General features: G+C 74.0%; 17 protein-coding genes. 10 read left to right on the forward strand and 7 right to left on the reverse strand.

The features are described from left to right. Nucleotides 1-57: 57 nt before the first annotated feature. Nucleotides 58-546, reverse strand: coding sequence for a hypothetical protein (locus ASG36_RS18955; protein WP_157498956.1), 489 nt, complete (start codon nt 544-546; stop codon nt 58-60). Beyond that, entirely contained in the window at nt 546-1388 is an 843-nt protein-coding gene (locus ASG36_RS18960) for a LysR family transcriptional regulator (RefSeq protein WP_055767630.1), read from the reverse strand. Before ASG36_RS18960 ends, ASG36_RS18955 begins: the two co-directional genes overlap by 1 nt. A 92-nt stretch (nt 1389-1480) precedes the next feature. Between ASG36_RS18960 and ASG36_RS18965 the strand changes: the two genes are divergently transcribed. After that, nucleotides 1481-2197 (forward strand): SDR family oxidoreductase, encoded by a 717-nt coding sequence (locus ASG36_RS18965; RefSeq protein ID WP_055767633.1) that lies wholly within the window; start codon nt 1481-1483, stop codon nt 2195-2197. Between the two features lie 126 nt (nt 2198-2323). On the opposite strand, the gene ASG36_RS18970 is transcribed toward ASG36_RS18965, so the two are convergent. Then, nucleotides 2324-3637, reverse strand: a complete 1314-nt coding sequence (locus tag ASG36_RS18970; protein ID WP_235495254.1) for an MFS transporter — start codon at nt 3635-3637, stop codon at nt 2324-2326. A gap of 71 nt (nt 3638-3708) precedes the next feature. Between ASG36_RS18970 and ASG36_RS18975 the strand changes: the two genes are divergently transcribed. Then, nucleotides 3709-4677: a GlxA family transcriptional regulator gene (locus tag ASG36_RS18975; RefSeq protein ID WP_055767639.1), complete on the forward strand. Its 969-nt coding sequence runs from the start codon at nt 3709-3711 to the stop codon at nt 4675-4677. A 3-nt stretch (nt 4678-4680) separates the two neighbouring features. On the opposite strand, the gene ASG36_RS18980 is transcribed toward ASG36_RS18975, so the two are convergent. After that, nucleotides 4681-6195 (reverse strand): MFS transporter, encoded by a 1515-nt coding sequence (locus ASG36_RS18980; protein ID WP_235495256.1) that lies wholly within the window; start codon nt 6193-6195, stop codon nt 4681-4683. Nucleotides 6196-6467: 272 nt separating this feature from the next. On the opposite strand from ASG36_RS18980, the gene ASG36_RS18985 reads away from it, so the two are divergent. The 7 genes from ASG36_RS18985 (at nt 6468) to ASG36_RS19015 (ending at nt 12615) form a co-directional block, all read left to right on the forward strand. Beyond that, complete coding sequence (locus ASG36_RS18985) at nt 6468-8219, forward strand: DEAD/DEAH box helicase (protein WP_235495258.1); 1752 nt, start codon at nt 6468-6470, stop codon at nt 8217-8219. A 58-nt stretch (nt 8220-8277) separates the two neighbouring features. Further along, nucleotides 8278-8709 carry a hypothetical protein gene (locus ASG36_RS18990; protein WP_055767642.1) on the forward strand — a complete coding sequence of 144 codons (432 nt, stop codon included), beginning with the start codon at nt 8278-8280 and terminating at the stop codon, nt 8707-8709. Nucleotides 8710-8879: 170 nt separating this feature from the next. Then, nucleotides 8880-10340, forward strand: coding sequence for an NAD(P)/FAD-dependent oxidoreductase (locus ASG36_RS18995; protein ID WP_055767645.1), 1461 nt, complete (start codon nt 8880-8882; stop codon nt 10338-10340). Nucleotides 10341-10495: 155 nt separating this feature from the next. Continuing rightward, nucleotides 10496-10816, forward strand: a complete 321-nt coding sequence (locus ASG36_RS19000; protein ID WP_055767648.1) for a putative quinol monooxygenase — start codon at nt 10496-10498, stop codon at nt 10814-10816. Further along, entirely contained in the window at nt 10816-11229 is a 414-nt protein-coding gene (locus ASG36_RS19005; protein WP_055767651.1) for a cupin domain-containing protein, read from the forward strand. The genes ASG36_RS19000 and ASG36_RS19005 overlap by 1 nt, the downstream gene beginning before the upstream one ends. A gap of 55 nt (nt 11230-11284) precedes the next feature. Further along, on the forward strand, nt 11285-12052 hold the full coding sequence (locus ASG36_RS19010; protein WP_055767654.1) for an SDR family NAD(P)-dependent oxidoreductase: 768 nt from the start codon (nt 11285-11287) through the stop codon (nt 12050-12052). Then, on the forward strand, nt 12049-12615 hold the full coding sequence (locus ASG36_RS19015) for a DUF6578 domain-containing protein (RefSeq protein WP_055767657.1): 567 nt from the start codon (nt 12049-12051) through the stop codon (nt 12613-12615). The genes ASG36_RS19010 and ASG36_RS19015 overlap by 4 nt, the downstream gene beginning before the upstream one ends. A gap of 13 nt (nt 12616-12628) precedes the next feature. Here ASG36_RS19015 and ASG36_RS19020 read toward each other — a convergent pair whose 3' ends face one another. The 3 genes from ASG36_RS19020 to ASG36_RS19030 form a co-directional block, all read right to left on the reverse strand. Beyond that, on the reverse strand, nt 12629-13846 hold the full coding sequence (locus tag ASG36_RS19020; protein ID WP_055767660.1) for an HNH endonuclease signature motif containing protein: 1218 nt from the start codon (nt 13844-13846) through the stop codon (nt 12629-12631). A gap of 76 nt (nt 13847-13922) precedes the next feature. Further along, complete coding sequence (locus tag ASG36_RS19025) at nt 13923-15110, reverse strand: amidohydrolase (RefSeq protein WP_055767663.1); 1188 nt, start codon at nt 15108-15110, stop codon at nt 13923-13925. 5 nt (nt 15111-15115) lie between these two features. Then, on the reverse strand, nt 15116-15838 hold the full coding sequence (locus ASG36_RS19030) for a hypothetical protein (protein WP_055767667.1): 723 nt from the start codon (nt 15836-15838) through the stop codon (nt 15116-15118). A gap of 334 nt (nt 15839-16172) precedes the next feature. Between ASG36_RS19030 and ASG36_RS19035 the strand changes: the two genes are divergently transcribed. Beyond that, a partial coding sequence (locus ASG36_RS19035) for a hypothetical protein (protein WP_200944568.1) occupies nt 16173-17042 on the forward strand: 870 nt, incomplete at its 3' end.

Below are 17042 nucleotides of genomic sequence, written 5' to 3' on the forward strand. Positions count from 1 at the left end.
GTGAGGGCGGCCAGTCTTTGATCAGGTCACCTGATCCACGCTGGGAGGCGGGTCCGGTCAGCAGGGGAGGTCGGCGAGGTCGCCCAGGGACAGGACGGCGGCCGGCGGCTCGGCGCCCTGGCCCGACCAGTCCGGGGGCACCAGCACCTGACCGGCGGTGAGCGCGGCGATCTCGGCGCCGGTCACGCTCAGCCGGTCGGTGCGTTCCTGGTCGTCGTCGGCGGACACCCAGAACTCGTAGGTGGTGGCGGGGTCGAGGTCGGGCAGCTCGCCGGACCGGGACCAGGCCAGCGAGCGCCCCGGGCCCAGCAGCCACACCTGCAGACCCTCCTCGGCCGAGGACCGCTCCCAGGTCACCAGGTCCTCGTCCGCCCCGTCCGCCCGCAGGTGCGCGACGGTCACGTCGACCGTGCAGGGCTGCACCGCCCCGATCAGCCGCCCGCCGGCGTCGAGCCCGATCGCCGGCGAGCCCTGCACGATCGGCGAGCAGGCCGAGAGCAGGCACATCCCGGTTGCGACGGCCAGGACTGCGGGGGGCCGTCGCATCAGAGCCGCAGCGCCGTCCGCACCAGGCCGGCCACGGCGCGGGACCGGCTGTGCGGCGGCCACGCGATCACCGTCGTGACCGGCGGCGCGTCGAGCACCGGCACCGCGGTGAGGCCCTCGTGCAGCTGTGGCCGGACCGACTCGGGCAGCACCGCGAACGTGCGGCCCAGCGCGATGAGCTGGAGCAGCTGGGCGTGGTCGCGCACCTCGGGGCCGGGCCCGGCCGAGACGCCGCTGGGGCCCGGCCAACGGGGCGCGGGGAGGCCGGGCAGGTCGTCCAGGTCGGCCAGGACGACGTCGGTGCGGCCGCTGAGCGGGTGGCCGGCCGGCAGCACGGCGAGCTGCCCCTCGGTGGCGAGCTCCTCGACGTCCAGCCCGGCGGTGGAGTCGTACGGCCGGTGCAGCAGAGCGACGTCGGCGCGGCCGTCGCGAAGCATCGGCTCCTGCTCGCCGATCCCGCAGAGCAGCACGTCGACGGCCACTGTGTCGGGTTCGGCGGCGTACGCGTCCAGCAGCTTGGCGAGCAGCTCGGCCGACGCGCCCGCCTTGGTCACCAGCACGACGCCGGCCTGCCCGGTGTCCGGGGCAGCCCGACGGGTGCGCCGCTCGGCGGCCTCGACCGCGGCCAGCGCGGCCCGCCCCTCGCGCAGCAGGACCTCACCGGCCGCGGTCAGCCGGACGACGCGGCTGGTGCGCTCGAACAGCGGGGTGCCCAACCGGCGCTCCACCTGGCTGATCGCCCGGGACAGCGGCGGCTGGGCGATGCCGAGCCGCCGGGCCGCCCGCCCGAAGTGCAGCTCCTCGGCCACGGCCACGACGTAGCGCAGCTCCCGTGTCTCCACCCGATGACCGTACGCCCACCGATACCCGCGGAGCATCGATCGCACCCGATCGGTGGTGGCGCAGGGCCCCCGGGCGCGACGACCCTGGGCGCATGACGACGACAGCGCTGGTCACCGGCGCGAACAAGGGCATCGGGTACGAGATCGCCGCCGGGCTGGGCCGACTCGGCTGGGCCGTGGGCGTCGGCGCCCGGGACGACGAGCGCCGCGAGGCCGCAGTGGCCCGGCTGCGCGAGGCCGGGGTGGACGCGTTCGGGGTGCCGCTGGACGTGACCGACGACGCGAGCGTGGCCGCCGCCGCGGCCCTGCTGGCCGAGCGTGGCGGCCTCGACGTGCTGGTGAACAACGCCGGGGTCACCGGCGGCGGGGTGCAGACACCCAGCGAGGTGGACCTGGACGCCGTCCGTGCGGCCGTGGAGGTCAACGTCTGGGGCGTGATCCGGCTGACCAACGCAGTGCTGCCGCTGCTGCGCCGCTCGCCGTCCCCACGGATCGTCAACGTCTCCAGCGGGGTGGGGTCGCTGACCCGGCAGAGCGCCGACGACGGTACGACCGGCCCGCTGTCGGCGGCCTACTCACCGTCCAAGACCTACCTCAACGCGGTCACCGTGCAGTACGCCAAGGAGCTGGCGGGCACCGGGATCCTCGTCAACATGGGCTGCCCCGGCTTCGTGGCCACCGACCTCAACGGCTTCCGCGGCACCCGCACCCCGGCGCAGGGCGCCCAGACCCCGATCCGCCTGGCCACCCTCCCCGACGGCGGCCCCACCGGCACCTACTCCGACGACGACGGCCCCATCCCCTGGTGACCCCTCCGCCGCCCCGGCGTTGATCAGCTGGGACGACGAAACTCCGTCCTCCTCCACCGACGCCGGTGGAGGAGGACGCACGGTGGTCGTCGGAGCTGATCGACGCCGGGGGCAGGGGCGGGCGGGTCAGCCGCGGGTGACGGCGTCCTCGGCAGCGGCCAGCTCCGGGTCGGGGGCGGACGGCGGGACCGACGCCGAGCCCTTACGGATCGCGATGGACAGCCCGGCCGCGACCAGGCAGAGCAGCGCCGCGCCGTACCAGGCGGCGTCGTAGGTGCCGGTGACGTCGCGGACCACCCCGGCCGAGTACGCCGCGATCGCCGACCCGACCTGGTGGCTGGCGAACACCCAGCCGAACACCACCGGGGCGCGGGCGCCGAAGTGCTGCCGGCAGAGGGCGAGGGTGGGCGGCACGGTGGCCACCCAGTCCAGGCCGTAGAACACGATGAACGCGATCATCGAGGCCTGCAGGTCCGAGCCGAACAGCGGCGGCAGCAGGAACAGCGACAACCCGCGCAGCGAGTAGTAGGCCAGCAGCAGCAGGCGCGGCTCGACCCGGTCGGTCAGCCAGCCCGAGGCGATGGTGCCGGCGATGTCGAACAGCCCGACCAGGGCCAGCAGTGACGCCGCGGTGGTCACCGGCATGCCGTGGTCGTGCGCGGCCGGGATGAAGTGCGGCTGCACGAGCCCGTTCGTGGTGGCCCCGCAGATCGCGAACCCGGCGGCCAGCAGCCAGAACACCCGGGTCCTCGACGCCAGCGCGAGCCCGGCGAGCGCGGTGCGGGCGGCGTTGCCGGTGGCCCGGGGCGGCTCGTCGGCCGCCGTGCCGCCGTAGGGCACCGCGTCGACGTCGCTGGGCCGGTCGCGCAGGAAGAACGCGACCAACGGGATGACCACGAGGGCGGCAGCCGTCGTCCCCAGGGCCGCCGGTCGCCAGCCGTGCGCGGCCGAGACCTGGGCGACGACGGGCAGGAACACCAGCTGCCCGGCCGCCCCGCCGGCGGTCAGCACGCCGGAGACCAGGCCGCGGCGGGCGACGAACCAGCGTCCGGTGATGGTGGCGACCAGCGACATGGCCATCGATCCCGTGCCGAGACCGACGAGCAGCCCCCAGCACAGCACCAGCTGCCACGGCGCGGTCATGAACACGGTCAGCCCGGACCCGACCGCGACGACGAGCAGCGCGCTGACCACGACCCGCCGGGTCCCGAAGCGCTCCATCAGGGCCGCGGCGAAGGGTGCGGTCAGCCCGTAGAGCGCCATGTTCAGCCCGACCGCGGCGGAGATGGTCGACGTCGACCAGCCGAACTCCTCCTGCAGCGGCTCGATGAGCACACCAGGCACCGCCCGGAACGCCGCCGCCCCGACCAGCGCCAGGAAGGTCACCGCGGCGACCCACCAGGCGGGGTGGATCCGGCGGGTGCGCGGTGCGGCGGTCACGGGGCTGAGCATGACGTCTCCCGCCGCCGGAGAACAGTGGCCGGACGGCCACCACGTGCAAGGATCCGGCCATGGCTCTGCACGAGGTCGTCGTCCTGGCCCTGGACACCGGGATCGCCTTCGAGACGGGCCTCCCGCACGCCTTCCTCGGCGGGGCCCAGGACGAGACGGGCCGGCCGCTCTACCGGGTGCGCACCGCGACGCCCGACGGCGGCCCGATCACCACCTCTGCCGGCTACCGGCTGCTGCCCGACGGGGACGCCGCCCTGCTGGACGGGGCCGACACGGTCGTCGTCCCCGGGGTCTCCGGGTGGCCGTGGCCGACCCCGGACGAGGTGCCCGCCGACCTGGTCGCCGTGCTGCGTGCGGCAGCGTCCCGGTCCCGGGTGGTGTCGATCTGCACCGGCGCCTTCGTGCTCGCCGCCGCGGGGCTCCTGGACGGCCGGACGGCGACCACGCACTGGATGCACGCCGAGCGCTTCGCCCGGCTGCACCCGCAGGTGCGCCTGGACCCCGACGTGCTCTTCGTCGACGACGGCGACGTGCTGACCAGCGCGGGGAACGCCGCCGGCATCGACCTGCTGCTGCACGTGGTGCGCCGCGACCACGGCAACGCGGTGGCCGCCGACGTGGCCCGCCGCCGGGTGGTGGCGCCCTGGCGGACCGGCGGGCAGTCCCAGTTCGTCGACCGCCCGGTGCCCATCGAGACCGGCTCGGGCACCTCGGCGACCCGGGAGTGGGCCCTGCACCGACTCGACCGCGCGCTCACCCTCGACGACCTCGCCCGGCACGCCGGCACCAGCGTGCGCACCCTGACCCGGCACTTCCGGGAGGAGACCGGCCAGAGCCCGCTGCGGTGGCTCACCCAGCAGCGGGTGCACCGGGCCCGGCACCTGCTGGAGACCACCGACGTCAGCGTCGACCGGGTCGCCGAGCAGGCCGGGTTCGGCAGCGCGACGTCACTGCGCCAGCACCTGCACGCCGCGATCGGGGTCTCCCCGCTCGCCTACCGCCGCACCTACCGGGGTGCGAGCGGCTGAGGATCAGTGCACGTGGTGGGCGTGCGCGTGCTCCTCGGCCGCCGCGTCCTCCACGTCCCGGGGCCCGCCGGGACGGTCCTTGCGCCAGTCCAGGACGGCGATGACCAGCGCGGCGACCGCGCCCAGGACCGCCGTCCCCAGCGCGACACCGGCCGCGACCGGGTACTGCTGCCCGGAGCTGGACAACACCACGTAGAACAGCCCCGGCAGGACCGCCGAGCCCAGCGCGGCGCCGAAGCGCTGCATGGTCTGCAGCCCGCCGCCGGCGGCGCCGGCCATCCGCACCGGCACCTCGCGCAGGGTGAGGGTGATGTTCGGGCTGATCACGAACCCACCGCCCAGCCCGGCCAGCAGCAGGGTGGGGACGACGACCCAGCCCAGGATGTCGGTCGGCACCAGCCACACGACGACGGCGGTGGCGGCGAGCCCGGTGGACACGACGCTGAGCCCGATGACGGTCAGCAGCCGGCCGAACCGGGTGACCAGCCGGCCGGCGACGGCGGCGGAGACCGCGGCCCCGATGGCGAAGGGGACGACGGCGAGCCCGGACTCCAGCGGGGTCCAGCCCAGCCCGGTCTGGAAGAACAGCGCGAAGACCAGCCAGATGCCGCTGAACCCGATGAAGTAGACGGTGCCCACGGCGACCCCGGAGGCGTACCCGCGGGTCTGGGTCAGCAGCCGGACGTCGAAGACCGGCTCCCGGTCGCGGGCCACCACCCGGCGCTCCCACCAGGCGAAGGCGGCCAGCGCCGCCGCGCCGAGGACGAACAGCCACCACAGCCGGGCGATGCCCCCGGACTCGGCCTGCACCAGGGGCAGCAGGACGAGGGTGGCGCCGACCCCGAGCAGCAGCACGCCGACGACGTCGATGTCGGTGCTGGTCCCCGAGGGCCGGCCCTTGGGCAGCAGCCGGGTGGCCAGCACGAACGCGACGACGCCGATCGGCACGTTGACGAAGAAGATCGCCCGCCAGCCGAGGTCCTCGCCGAACAGGCCGATGAGCAGACCGCCGACCACCGGCCCGATCGCGGTGGAGACGCCCACGGTGGCGCCGAAGAGCCCGAAGGCCTTGCCGCGCTCGGGCCCGCGGAACAGCTGCTGGATCAGCGCGGAGTTCTGCGGGGCCAGGAAGCCGGCGGCCACGCCCTGCACGAGCCGGGCGACGACGAGCATCAGCACGCTGGGTGCGGCCCCGGCCGCGGCGCTGGAGAGCACGAACACCACCAGGGCGACCAGGAAGATCCGTCGTCGGCCGAACGCGTCACCCAACCTGCCGGCGGGAACGAGCACGAGGCCGAAGGTCAGCGCGTAGCCCGAGACCACCCACTGCACCCCGGACGCCGTCGTGCCCAGGGCGTCCTGCATCGAGGGCAGCGCGACCGACACGATGCTGACGTCGAGCAGGGTCATGAAGCCGACGACGAGGGTGACCGAGAGGGCCTTCCAGCGGCGGGGGTCCGGCTCGTAGGGCGGGTCCTCCACCCGGGCCGGGGAGGGCTTCTCGTCCTGGGTGGTCACGGGGTCCCGTTGTACGCCACGTGCAGGTCCGCCGCCGGGGGTGTGAGCACCGACTCCCCCGCGTCCCGACGGTGCCGGGCGCCGGGCGTGGGAGAGTGGTGATCACCGACGCCGCCCCCCGCTCATCCGAGAGCAGGTGGACTCGACGTCGGCGCGAGGCTGCGCCACCGAGGCGCGCCGGCGACCCGACGTCCGACCGGACGGTGCGGCCCCTCCCTGTGGGCCCCGCCCTGGCGATCGACGGTGGCCACCTCACGGTGAGGACACCCCCTGTGACATCGAGCCAGACCCCCAACGACCGCCCCCGCCGTCGGGCCACCAGCCCGGCCGGTGCCGGTGGCGGTCGCCCCTCCCCCTCCTTCCGCTCCGGCTCGTCGGCTCCGGCACAGCCGCTGGTCACCCGGCACGAGCCGGCCCAGCCCGAGGTGGCCGGCGCTCCCGGCACCGGTCGCCGTCGTCGTGGTGGCCGTGGTCGCGGCACCGGTGCCGACCAGAGCGTCCAGGCCCAGGCCCCCGTGGCCCCCGTGGCCGCCGAGGTCCCCAACCCGCGCGCGCAGCAGCCCGTCGTCCAGCCCCGGGTCGAGACGGTGCCCGCCGGTGCCGACGCGACCGTGCTGCCCACCGACACCACCTTCGCCGCGCTCGGCGTCCCCGCCCCGCTGGTCGAGGTGCTGACCGCCAGCGGGATCGCCTCGCCCTTCCCGATCCAGGTCGCCACGCTGCCCGACACCCTGGCCGGCAAGGACGTCCTCGGCCGCGGCCGCACGGGCTCGGGCAAGACGCTGGCCTTCTCCATCCCGCTGGTCGCCCGCCTCGCGGGCTCGGGCACCAAGCGCCAGCCGCGCAAGCCGCGCGCGCTGATCCTGGTGCCGACCCGTGAGCTGGCCAACCAGGTCTCGGCCGTGGTCGACCCGCTGGCCCGCGCGCTGGGCATGAAGACGACGACGATCTTCGGTGGCGTCGGGCAGAACCCGCAGGTGCAGGCCCTCTCCGGCGGCATCGACGTGCTCATCGCCTGCCCCGGGCGCCTCGAGGACCTCATCGGCCAGGGCCACTGCGACCTGTCCGCCGTCGAGGTCACGATCCTCGACGAGGCCGACCACATGGCCGACCTGGGCTTCCTGCCCGGCGTCAAGCGCCTGATGGACCGCACCCCGAAGGTCGGCCAGCGGATGCTGTTCTCGGCCACCCTGGACAACGGCGTCGACGTCCTGGTCAAGCGCTACCTCGACCACCCGAAGACGCACTCGGTCGACCCCGCGGTCGCCCCGGTCTCCACGATGACCCACCACGTGTTCCGGGTCGACACCCTGGACAAGAGCCAGGTCGTCAAGGAGCTCGCCTCCGGCCACGACCGGGTCGTGCTCTTCACCCGCACCAAGCACCAGGCCAAGAAGCTGGCCAAGCAGCTCACCGCCGGCGGGGTGCCCGCCGTCGACCTGCACGGCAACCTGAGCCAGAACGCCCGCGAGCGCAACCTCGAGGCCTTCACCAACGGCTCGACCCGGGTGCTGTGCGCCACCGACATCGCCGCCCGCGGCATCCACGTCGACGACGTCGCGATCGTCGTCCACGTCGACCCGCCGGCCGAGCACAAGGCCTACCTGCACCGCTCGGGCCGGACGGCGCGCGCCGGTGCCGGCGGCACCGTCGTCACCATCGCCACCCCCGACCAGGCCGGTGAGGTGCGGCTGCTGGCCCGCCAGGCCGGGATCACCCCCGAGGTCACCGCGGTCAAGCCCGGCGCCCGGGAGATCGTGGCGCTGACCGGCCCGGCCGCGCCCTACGTCGAGCCGGCCCCGGTCGTCGAGCAGCCCCAGGGCGGCGGCGGTGGCGGCAACGGCGGACGTCGCCGCAGCCCCGCCGGTGGCGGCGCCTCCGGTGGTGCCCGCTCCGGTGGTCGTTCCTCCGGTGGCAGCGGCGGCGGCTCCGGCCGCTCGTCGGGCCCGGCCCGCACCCGCGCCGAGCTCGCCGCCCGCGCCGGACAGCAGCCCGCCACCCGCTCGCGCCGCGGCGTCCGCTGACCTCGGTCAGACTGACCCGCACTCCCCACACCCAGCACCAGACCCCGAACGAGGCCCCATGCGTCTGCCCATCACCCCCGCCGAGATCGCACCCCGTGTCGCGACCGGTGCGTTCATCCTCAACTCCGGGCTCGGCAAGCGGAACGCCGACGCCGACACCGCGGCCGGCCTGCACGGCTTTGCCGCCGGCACCTACCCGTTCCTGTCGAAGGTCGCCCCGGCCACCTTCGCCAAGGGCCTGTCGACCGCCGAGATGGTCATCGGCGCCGCGCTGCTGACCCCCTTCGTGCCGACCGCCGTCGCCGGTGCCGCGCTGACCGCCTTCTCCGGCGGCCTGCTCGGGCTGTACCTGCGCACCCCGGGCATGACCAAGCCGGGCAAGTCGATCGCCCCCACCCAGGACGGGCTCCCGGTGTCCAAGGACGTCTGGATGCTCGGCATCGGGATCGGCCTGCTCACCCAGGCCGTCGTGGGTCGCCGCACCCGCTGACCCGCCGTCCGGCCGAGGGCCGTCGTCCCCACCCGGGGACGGCGGCCCTCCGCCGTGCGCGGGGGTGGCGGCCTCCGGGCATCCACGTCACGCTGTGTCCGACGTCGCTCGCCCGGGCGAGCCGGGTGGTGACCCGCCAGGGCCCCTCGGCGTGGGACGATGGAGACATCATGACGACATCCGGAGCTGCTGCTGTGCCCACGAACCAGACCACCGGCCGCCGACCCAAGGTCGTCATCATCGGGTCCGGGTTCGGCGGCCTGTTCGCCGCCCAGCGGCTGCGCAAGGCCGACGTCGACGTGACGCTGGTGGCCAAGACCGGCCACCACCTCTTCCAGCCGCTGCTCTACCAGGTGGCCACCGGCATCATCAGCGAGGGCGAGATCGCCCCGCCGACCCGGGACATCCTGAAGAAGCAGGACAACGCCACCGTGATCCTCGGCGAGGTCGTCGACATCGACCTGGCCGAGAAGACCGTCACCTCGTGGCTGCTGGGCCGGGAGACGTCGCACTCCTACGACCACCTCATCGTGGCCGCCGGTGCCGGGCAGTCCTACTTCGGCAACAGCCAGTTCTCCCAGTACGCCCCCGGCATGAAGAGCGTGGACGACGCCCTCGAGCTGCGCGGCCGCATCCTGGGCGCCTTCGAGATGGCCGAGGTCGCCACCGACCCCGCCGAGATCGACCGGCTGCTGACCTTCGTCGTCGTCGGCGCCGGCCCCACCGGGGTGGAGATGGCCGGGCAGATCGCCGAGCTGGCCCGCCGCACCCTGAAGAGCAACTTCCGCAACATCGACCCGAAGACCGCCCGGGTCATCCTGATGGACGCCGCGCCCAAGGTGCTGCCGCCCTTCCACGAGAAGCTGCAGCGCAACGCGCACCGCCAGCTCAACCAGATCGGCGTGGAGGTGCAGCTGGGCGCCATGGTCACCGGGCTGGACGCCAACGGCCTGGACGTCAAGGACTCCGACGGCACCACCCGCCGGGTCGTCGCGGCGACCAAGATCTGGGCCGCCGGTGTGCAGGCCTCCCCGCTGGGTGCACTGCTCGCCCAGCAGAGCGACGTGACCATCGACCGCGCCGGCCGGGTCGAGGTGCAGAAGGACCTCACGATCCCGGGCCACCCCGAGGTCTTCGTCGTCGGCGACATGGCCAGCCTGGACAAGCTGCCCGGCGTCGCCCAGGTCGCCATCCAGGGCGGCCGCTTCGCCGCCGACCAGATCGCGGCGACGGTGGCGGGCAAGGCCGGCAAGGACGCCTTCACCTACCACGACAAGGGCTCGATGGCGACGATCAGCCGCTACCACGCCGTCGCCGACCTCGGGAAGCTCAAGGTCACCGGCTTCCTGGCCTGGATGATGTGGCTGCTGGTGCACCTGGTCTACATCGTCGGGTTCAAGAGCCGCGTGGTCACCACGTTCAGCTGGATCGTCTCCTTCCTGGGCAAGGGCCGCGCCCAGCGCGTCGCCACCCAGCAGCAGGTGTACGGCCGGCTCGCGCTGGAGAAGCTCGGCCCGGACTTCGAGGTCTCCCAGACCGGGGGGCTCGAGCAGGCCGAGACCGACGACGTGCAGGGCGCCCTCGACGTCGCCGACGGTGCACCGGTGGGCACCGACCGCTCCATCGCCTGACCTGCTCCGCCTCGACGGGCGGTCCTCCCCCACCGGGAGGGCCGCCCGTCGTCGTCTCAGTTCTGAGACACCCGACCCGTTGTGCACCACTGGTCGGACCGTCACGGTGGGTCTCCCGGGCGACGACGTCGTCGCCCCGCACCCCAGGAGCCGTGATGCCCACCCCCACCGACGACCGCCGCGACCTGCTCACCGTCATCGCGTACATGACCGCGGCCCCCGGCAAGGCCGACGCGCTGCGCAGCGCGCTGGAGGCCCTCATCGAGCCGACCAGCCAGGAGGACGGCTACGTCAACTACGACCTGCACGAGTCGGTCGAGGCGCCGGGGACGTTCTTCTTCTACGAGAACTGGGAGGGCGCCGAGCAGCTGGACGCCCACCTGGCCACCCCGCACCTGGTGCAGTTCGCCGGGCGGATAGAGGAGCTGCTGGACGCCGACGGCCTGACCATCAACCGGCTGCGGCGGATCGCCTGATGGCTCTCGACGTCCGTGTCATCGGGCCGGAGGAGCGCGACACCCGCACCGCGCAGACCCCGGGCCTGCAGCGGTTCGCGGCGATCTCGGCCGACCAGACCGGCTCGTCGGACATGTGGATGGGCTACGCCGTCCTCGAACCCGGCGGGAAGACCGGGGTGCACCACCACGGCCGGTCCGAGACCGCGATCTACGTGATCAGCGGTGTCACGCGCTGGTGGGTGGGCGAGGAGCTCGACGACGTCCGCGAGGCCCGGGCCGGCGACTTCGTGTTCATCCCGCCGGGCATCGTGCACTGGGAGCAGAACGCCAGCGACACCGAACCGGTGGAGATGATCGTGGCCCGCAGCACCCAGGAGGCCATCGTCGTCGCCGTCGAGGGGCACCCGCACCGTCCCGAGCACGCCAGCTGAGCAGGAGCCTCCGGCCGGGTCCCGACGGGGCCCGGCCGGTGGCTACCGTGCCCGGGTGACCTCCCCGCGCACCCGTTCCCTCGTCACCGGCGCCTCCCGCGGCATCGGCGCGGCCATCGCCCATCGGCTTGCCGCCCGCGGTGACCGGGTGGCCGTGCACTACGGCAGCAGCGCCGATGCGGCCCGGGCGGTGCTGGACTCGCTGCCCGGGGACGGCCACGTGCTGGTCTCCGGCGACCTGGGCGTGCCCGCCGACGTCGCGTCGATGGTGGCCGCGGCGGTCGAGGGCATGGGCGGGGTCGACGTGCTGGTGAACAACGCCGCCGCCCACGACGCGCTGGTCATCGAGGACTCGGACTACGAGCAGTGGCAGTACTCCTGGAACCGGGTGCTGTCGGTCAACCTCACCGGGACGGCGAACGTCAGCTGGCAGGTCGTCCGGCACCTGCTCGACCGACCCGAGGGCCCGGACGGCGGCCGGATCGTCACGGTCGGCTCGCGCGGTGCGTTCCGGGGTGAGCCCCAGGCGATGGCCTACGGGGCGTCCAAGGCCGCGGTGCACTCCCTCACCCAGTCGCTGGCCCTGGCCCTGGGCCGCCACGGCATCGGCGTCTCCGCCGTGGCCCCGGGCTTCGTCGCCACGGACATGGCCACCGAGCTGCTGGCCGGTCCGGTCGGTGACGGCATCCGCGCGCAGAGCCCGTTCAACCGGGTGGGCGAGCCCCCGGAGGTCGCAGCCGCGGTGGAGTTCCTGACCGGGCCGGACGCGCTGTGGTGCAGCGGCGCGGTGCTCGACGTGAACGGCGCCTCCTACCTGCGGTGAGCGATCCACGGCTGCAGGTGGACGTGTCGGAGTGGGAGCTGGCCTGCTGCGGTGGGCCGCTCCAATCCGGGGACGTCGTGTCCTGGCGACTGCTCTTCATCGAGGACGCCGCGGCACCGGAGCAGCTCTGGACGGCGACCCCGGTCGGCGACGTCGGCCCCGAGCGGACCGCGCGCGTGCTGGACGGCAACGGGGTGCAGGTGGCCTGGACCGTCCGCGGCCGCGAGCTGCCCACCGGCATCGTCAGGCTCCGAGGGCGCTTCACGGCGACGTGGCACGGCGGCGACTGGACCGACGACCTGCCGCCGGTCCGCGGGCGCGTCGAACGCATCCAGCTCGTCCGGGAGCTCTTCGAGGAGACCCACGGCGCTGTTCCCGACGACCACTCCAGCACCTGGCACGCGGCCGGAGGTGGGCGGACGTTCATCGTCGTCCCGGGCGCGGAGGACCTGGCCGACGTCGAGATGGCCCCGGACCCCACGGACGAGCCCGAACCCGACCTGAGATCGGGCACCTACCGGCAGCTCACCGGCTACCGGGTGGACCTGCAGCTGCTGGGCTGACCTGACGCAGGCCTCAGCCAGGGACGCGGTCCACCACGATGTCGGTGCCGTCGGGTCGGAAGGTACGCCAGCGCCTGCCCGGGGGCGCTCCGTCGTCGCGTTCGACGCGGAACCCGTGGTGGACCTTGGTGTGGTGGCGTTCGCAGAGCAGGGCCGAGTTGTCCAGTGAGGTGTCGCCGTCGTCGCGGAGCCACTCGAGCAGGTGGTGGACGTCGCACCAGTGGGTGGGGGCGTGACAGCCGGCGAACACGCAGTGCCCATCGCGTTGCTCCACGGCCTGGCGGATCTTCGGGGGCACGACCCGCTTCGTGCGGCCCACGTCCAGCGGCACACCGTCGGGGCCCATCACGATGCGGGTGACTGCGGAGTCGCAGGCGATCCAGCGGGCGCGGGCCGCGGAGATGGTGGCCCCGAACCCGGTGGTCGCCGTGTCGTGACCGGTGCTCGAGTCGAGCAGGTCCCCGACGTCGATGGTGACCACCACCTGCGGCTTGACCGTGCGCAGGAAGGGCAGGTCACCGGACGCCAGGGTGTTGTCGGCCCACTGCACGAGGGCGTCGGCCTGCTGCTGCGAGCGGTTACGCATGTCCCCCAGGGGCCGATCGGCCTGCACCATCGACTCGATCACCGCCTGCACCTTCTCGAACCCCACGGCGTCGAGGTCGAATCGGCCCGACCCTGACCCGTTGGCGTGCCGGGTCATGGTGAACCGGCGCTCCTCGGTCGGGTCGGGCTCGGGCCCGTCGGGGTCCAGCGCGTTGCGGAACGCGTTCACCGCGGTGGCCAGCTTGGCGTGCGGCAGCGTCCGGGCGACCTCGGTCCACGCCTCGTCGAACGCGTCCAGGTCGACGTCCTGCTCGGCGGCCGCCGCGATGTCGCACGGCCGCAGCGCGTCGGCGACCACCCCGACCTGGGCGGCGGTGACCGCACCCTCGGCAAACGCGGCCTCCAGGCGTGGCAAGTGCTCCAGCACCCGGCCGGCCCGCACCACGGCAGCGGCTGCTCCGCTCGAGAAGTGGTGGTGACCGCGCAGCAGCGACTGCATCGTCCTGAGCCCGTCGTGCTCGGCAGCACCGACCACGTCGGCGTGCCGCACGGTGCGGGTCAGCTCCGCGCTCAGCCGGTTGATCGACTGAACCAGCTCCGCCGTCCGGTCCAGCAGCTGGCCGTCCACCAACCCGTGCAGGTCGTCGGCCGCGAGGGCGTCGACAGCGGAACGCAGTTCGCTCACGACACCCCCCAGGACGTTCGATCAGGTGTTCGAAGTCTATCGCGGCGGCGATTGTCCGACAACCCGAAAGCGCAGCTCAGAGCACCAGTTCGCCGTCCCGCACGACCGTCCGCCCGCCGGCCAGCACCAGCGACCGACGAGGCGCTCGGACCAGGGCGTCGGGGACGTTCTCGGCGTCCAGCAGCACCACGTCGGCCCGTGCACCGGGGACCAGGTCGTGGACGTCCCGGTGCACGAACCGGGCACCGCCCGACGTGGCGAGCTCGACGGCGGCGGTGAGGTCGCCGTCGGTGCGCAGCCCGTGCAGCCGGGCGAAGTCCAACGCCACGCGCAGCAGGTCGCCGTCCCCGAACGGGGACCAGAGGTCACGGATGCCGTCGGTGCCCAACCCGAGCCCGACCCCGCGCGACCGCATCCCCGCCCAGGGCAGCGGGGCCGAACGGACCGGCGCCACCGTCGTCCACGCGACGTCCAGCTCGGCGAGCTCGTCCAGCAGCCGCTCCTGGCGGGCGGGCGGCAGCTCCCCGAGGGCGAACCCGTGCGAGACCGTGACCCGCCCCTGCAGGCCGGCGTGCCGGACGCGGTCGAGCAGCAGGTCGTAGGTGAAGCCACCGAGCTCGCCGCCGTCGTGCACGTGCAGGTCCAGCCCCACACCGCGCCGGACGGCGATGTCGACCAGACCGTCGAGCTGGGCGACCGGGTCACGGTCGATGGACGCCGGGTCGAGCCCGCCGATGCTGGCGACGCCGTCCGCAGCGGCCCGGTCCAGGAACTCCAGCACCCCGGGACGACGCACGACGCCGTCCTGGGGGAAGGCCACGAGCTCCACCTCGACGGCCCCGTCGAGCGCGGCCGCAGCCTCCCGGACCACCTCGATGCCGCGCAGCTCGACACCGAGGTCGACGTCGACGTGGGTGCGGACGGCCGTGGTGCCGTGCCGCAGCAACTCGCGCAGCACCGCGACGGTCGAGTCCACGCTCGGGATGCCCAGCGCATCGCGCTCGGCCCGCTCGTGGGCGATCCGACCCTGGGTCGTCGCCTCGCCGCCGTAGGAGACCCAGGGTCGTCCCCACCAACTCTTGTCGACGTGGGCGTGTGCGTTGACGAAGCCGGGCAGGGCGAGCAGCCCGGCACCGTCGAGTCGCTCGCGGGCCGGTGCACCGCTGCCGGCCGGGACGACGGCCTCGATCCGGCCGTCGGTGACCAGCACGTCGACCGGGTCCGCTCCCCAGGGACGGACGTCGGACAGGACCAGGTCGATCATCGCGCTCAGCGCTTCTGCCGGCGGCTGCCGCCGTGCCAGTCCTCGGTAGCGCCGACCTCGCCGGGCTCCACGCCGAAGCTGCGCAGCTGGGGCCGCTCGCGCAGGCTCCGCTTGAGCTCGGTGAAGCCGCTGAAGGACGCCAGCCCGATGACGTGGTCCCAGAGCGCCACGGCGTCCTCGGGGTCGGGCAGCCGGCTGATCACCGGGCCGAAGAAGGCGAGCCCCTCGGGCGGGCGGAGCTGCAGGATCGGGGTGCCGACGTCCTTGCCGGTCAGGTCGAGCGCCTCGTCGGTCTCGGCCTGGATGCGCGCGTCGAGGGAGGCGTCCTCGAGGGCGTCGGCGAGTACTGCGTCCCAGCCGAGTCCCTCCAGCACGGGGACGACGAAGTCCGTCGTACCGCGTCGGTCGTGGCCGGGGGTCCCGCCCTCGACCGGGGCTGCGTCGTGGATGCCGTGGCCGAGTGCGGTGTAGAGCCGGCCGACAGCGTCGTCCCCGTGTTCGTCGCGGACCCGGGCGGCCACCCGCAGCAGCCGCAGACCGGCGGTGTGGCCGGCCTCGTACTCCGGCGGGAAGTGGGCGTCGTAGTCGACGTGGGCGTTGAGCAGCCGCAGGGAGATGAAGCGCCACTCGACCTCGTACTCCCGCTGCCGGGCCACCTCCTCCACCCAGCGGCTGGTCAGCCAGGCGAAGGGACAGACCGGGTCGAACCAGAAGCGCAGATCAGCCATGGCCCGAGTCTGCCCGCCCTCCCTCGGACGGGGGGCTCACGGATCGTCACCGTCCGTTCCCGCATCTCCATCCCATCGGGCGACGCGCTTCACCGGGCCCCGGACGGCATCGTCTCGTTCTACTAGGTGTAGTCGTCCGATGACCGTGAGTGGAGGTGTGCCCGATGTCCGAGTCCCGACGTGGGGTCCGCCTCTCCCGGTTCGCCGGNGACGGTGCCGATCGCGAGGAGGTGGCCTCCATCCCATCGGGCGACGCGCTTCACCGGGCCCCGGACGGCATCGTCTCGTTCTACTAGGTGTAGTCGTCCGATGACCGTGAGTGGAGGTGTGCCCGATGTCCGAGTCCCGACGTGGGGTCCGCCTCTCCCGGTTCGCCGGACGTGCGCTGACCGTGGCCGGCCTGGGTGTCGGCTTGTGGCTGGCTGGTCAGGCGACCGCGTCGGCGCAGGCCGAGCAGCCCTCGCTGCTGTCGAGCGTGACCGCTCCGGTCGCCGACGTGGTGACGGCGGTGACCGCCCCGGTCGCCCCGGTCGTCTCCCAGGTCGCCGCGCCCGTGGCTGCTCCCGTCGCCCAAGTCGCCGCCCCGGTGGCCCAGGTCGTGGTGCCCGTCGTGGCCCCGGTCGTGCAGGTCGCCGCGCCCGTGGTGGCGCCGGTCGTCCAGGTCGCAGCACCCGTCGTGCAGGCCGTCGCCCCCGTGGTGACACCCGTCGTCGAGGTCGTCGCCCCGGTGGTGGACCCGCTGGTGGAGAGCCTGTCGCCGGTCACGGACGCCCTCGCGCCGGTGACCGACGTGATCGCTCCGGTCGTCACTCCCCTGGCTCCCATGACGGACCCGCTGACCCCCGTCGTCGACCTGACCTCACCTGCCTCCATCGCGTCGACCTCCGTCGTCGCAGCACCCGACGCCTCCCTCGAAGCCTCGGCCCCGGTCACTCCTGCTCCGACCACGACGCCGCACACCGGTGCCGTGGCCGAGCTGACCGACGCTGCGGGTACGTCGGTCGAGCACTCCGTGGGTGCTGCCGTGCAGGCTGCGACCCAGACCGTGGACGCGCCCGTCGCGCCGGTCTCCCCCACCTCCCCCCCGGCTGCCCCGGTCTCCCCGACGGCTCCGATGAGTGCCTCCACCGGTTCCGTCGGTGGCCCCACCCAGCACGACCAGACCGCCGCGGACCTCTCCGCCGCCGTGCTGGCCGCCGACGCC

It is taken from the genome of Geodermatophilus sp. Leaf369, assembly GCF_001424455.1.
Lineage (GTDB): Bacteria > Actinomycetota > Actinomycetes > Mycobacteriales > Geodermatophilaceae > Klenkia.

Bases quoted from the DNA above. Each gene is read 5' to 3' on its own strand.
- ASG36_RS18955 (WP_157498956.1), bottom strand. From the start codon at position 546: ATGCGACGGCCCCCCGCAGTCCTGGCCGTCGCAACCGGGATGTGCCTG.
- ASG36_RS18965 (WP_055767633.1), top strand. From the start codon at position 1,481: ATGACGACGACAGCGCTGGTCACCGGCGCGAACAAGGGCATCGGGTAC.
- ASG36_RS18975 (WP_055767639.1), top strand. From the start codon at position 3,709: ATGGCTCTGCACGAGGTCGTCGTCCTGGCCCTGGACACCGGGATCGCC.
- ASG36_RS18990 (WP_055767642.1), top strand. From the start codon at position 8,278: ATGCGTCTGCCCATCACCCCCGCCGAGATCGCACCCCGTGTCGCGACC.
- ASG36_RS18995 (WP_055767645.1), top strand. From the start codon at position 8,880: ATGACGACATCCGGAGCTGCTGCTGTGCCCACGAACCAGACCACCGGC.
- ASG36_RS19000 (WP_055767648.1), top strand. From the start codon at position 10,496: ATGCCCACCCCCACCGACGACCGCCGCGACCTGCTCACCGTCATCGCG.
- ASG36_RS19005 (WP_055767651.1), top strand. From the start codon at position 10,816: ATGGCTCTCGACGTCCGTGTCATCGGGCCGGAGGAGCGCGACACCCGC.
- ASG36_RS19025 (WP_055767663.1), bottom strand. From the start codon at position 15,110: ATGATCGACCTGGTCCTGTCCGACGTCCGTCCCTGGGGAGCGGACCCG.
- ASG36_RS19030 (WP_055767667.1), bottom strand. From the start codon at position 15,838: ATGGCTGATCTGCGCTTCTGGTTCGACCCGGTCTGTCCCTTCGCCTGG.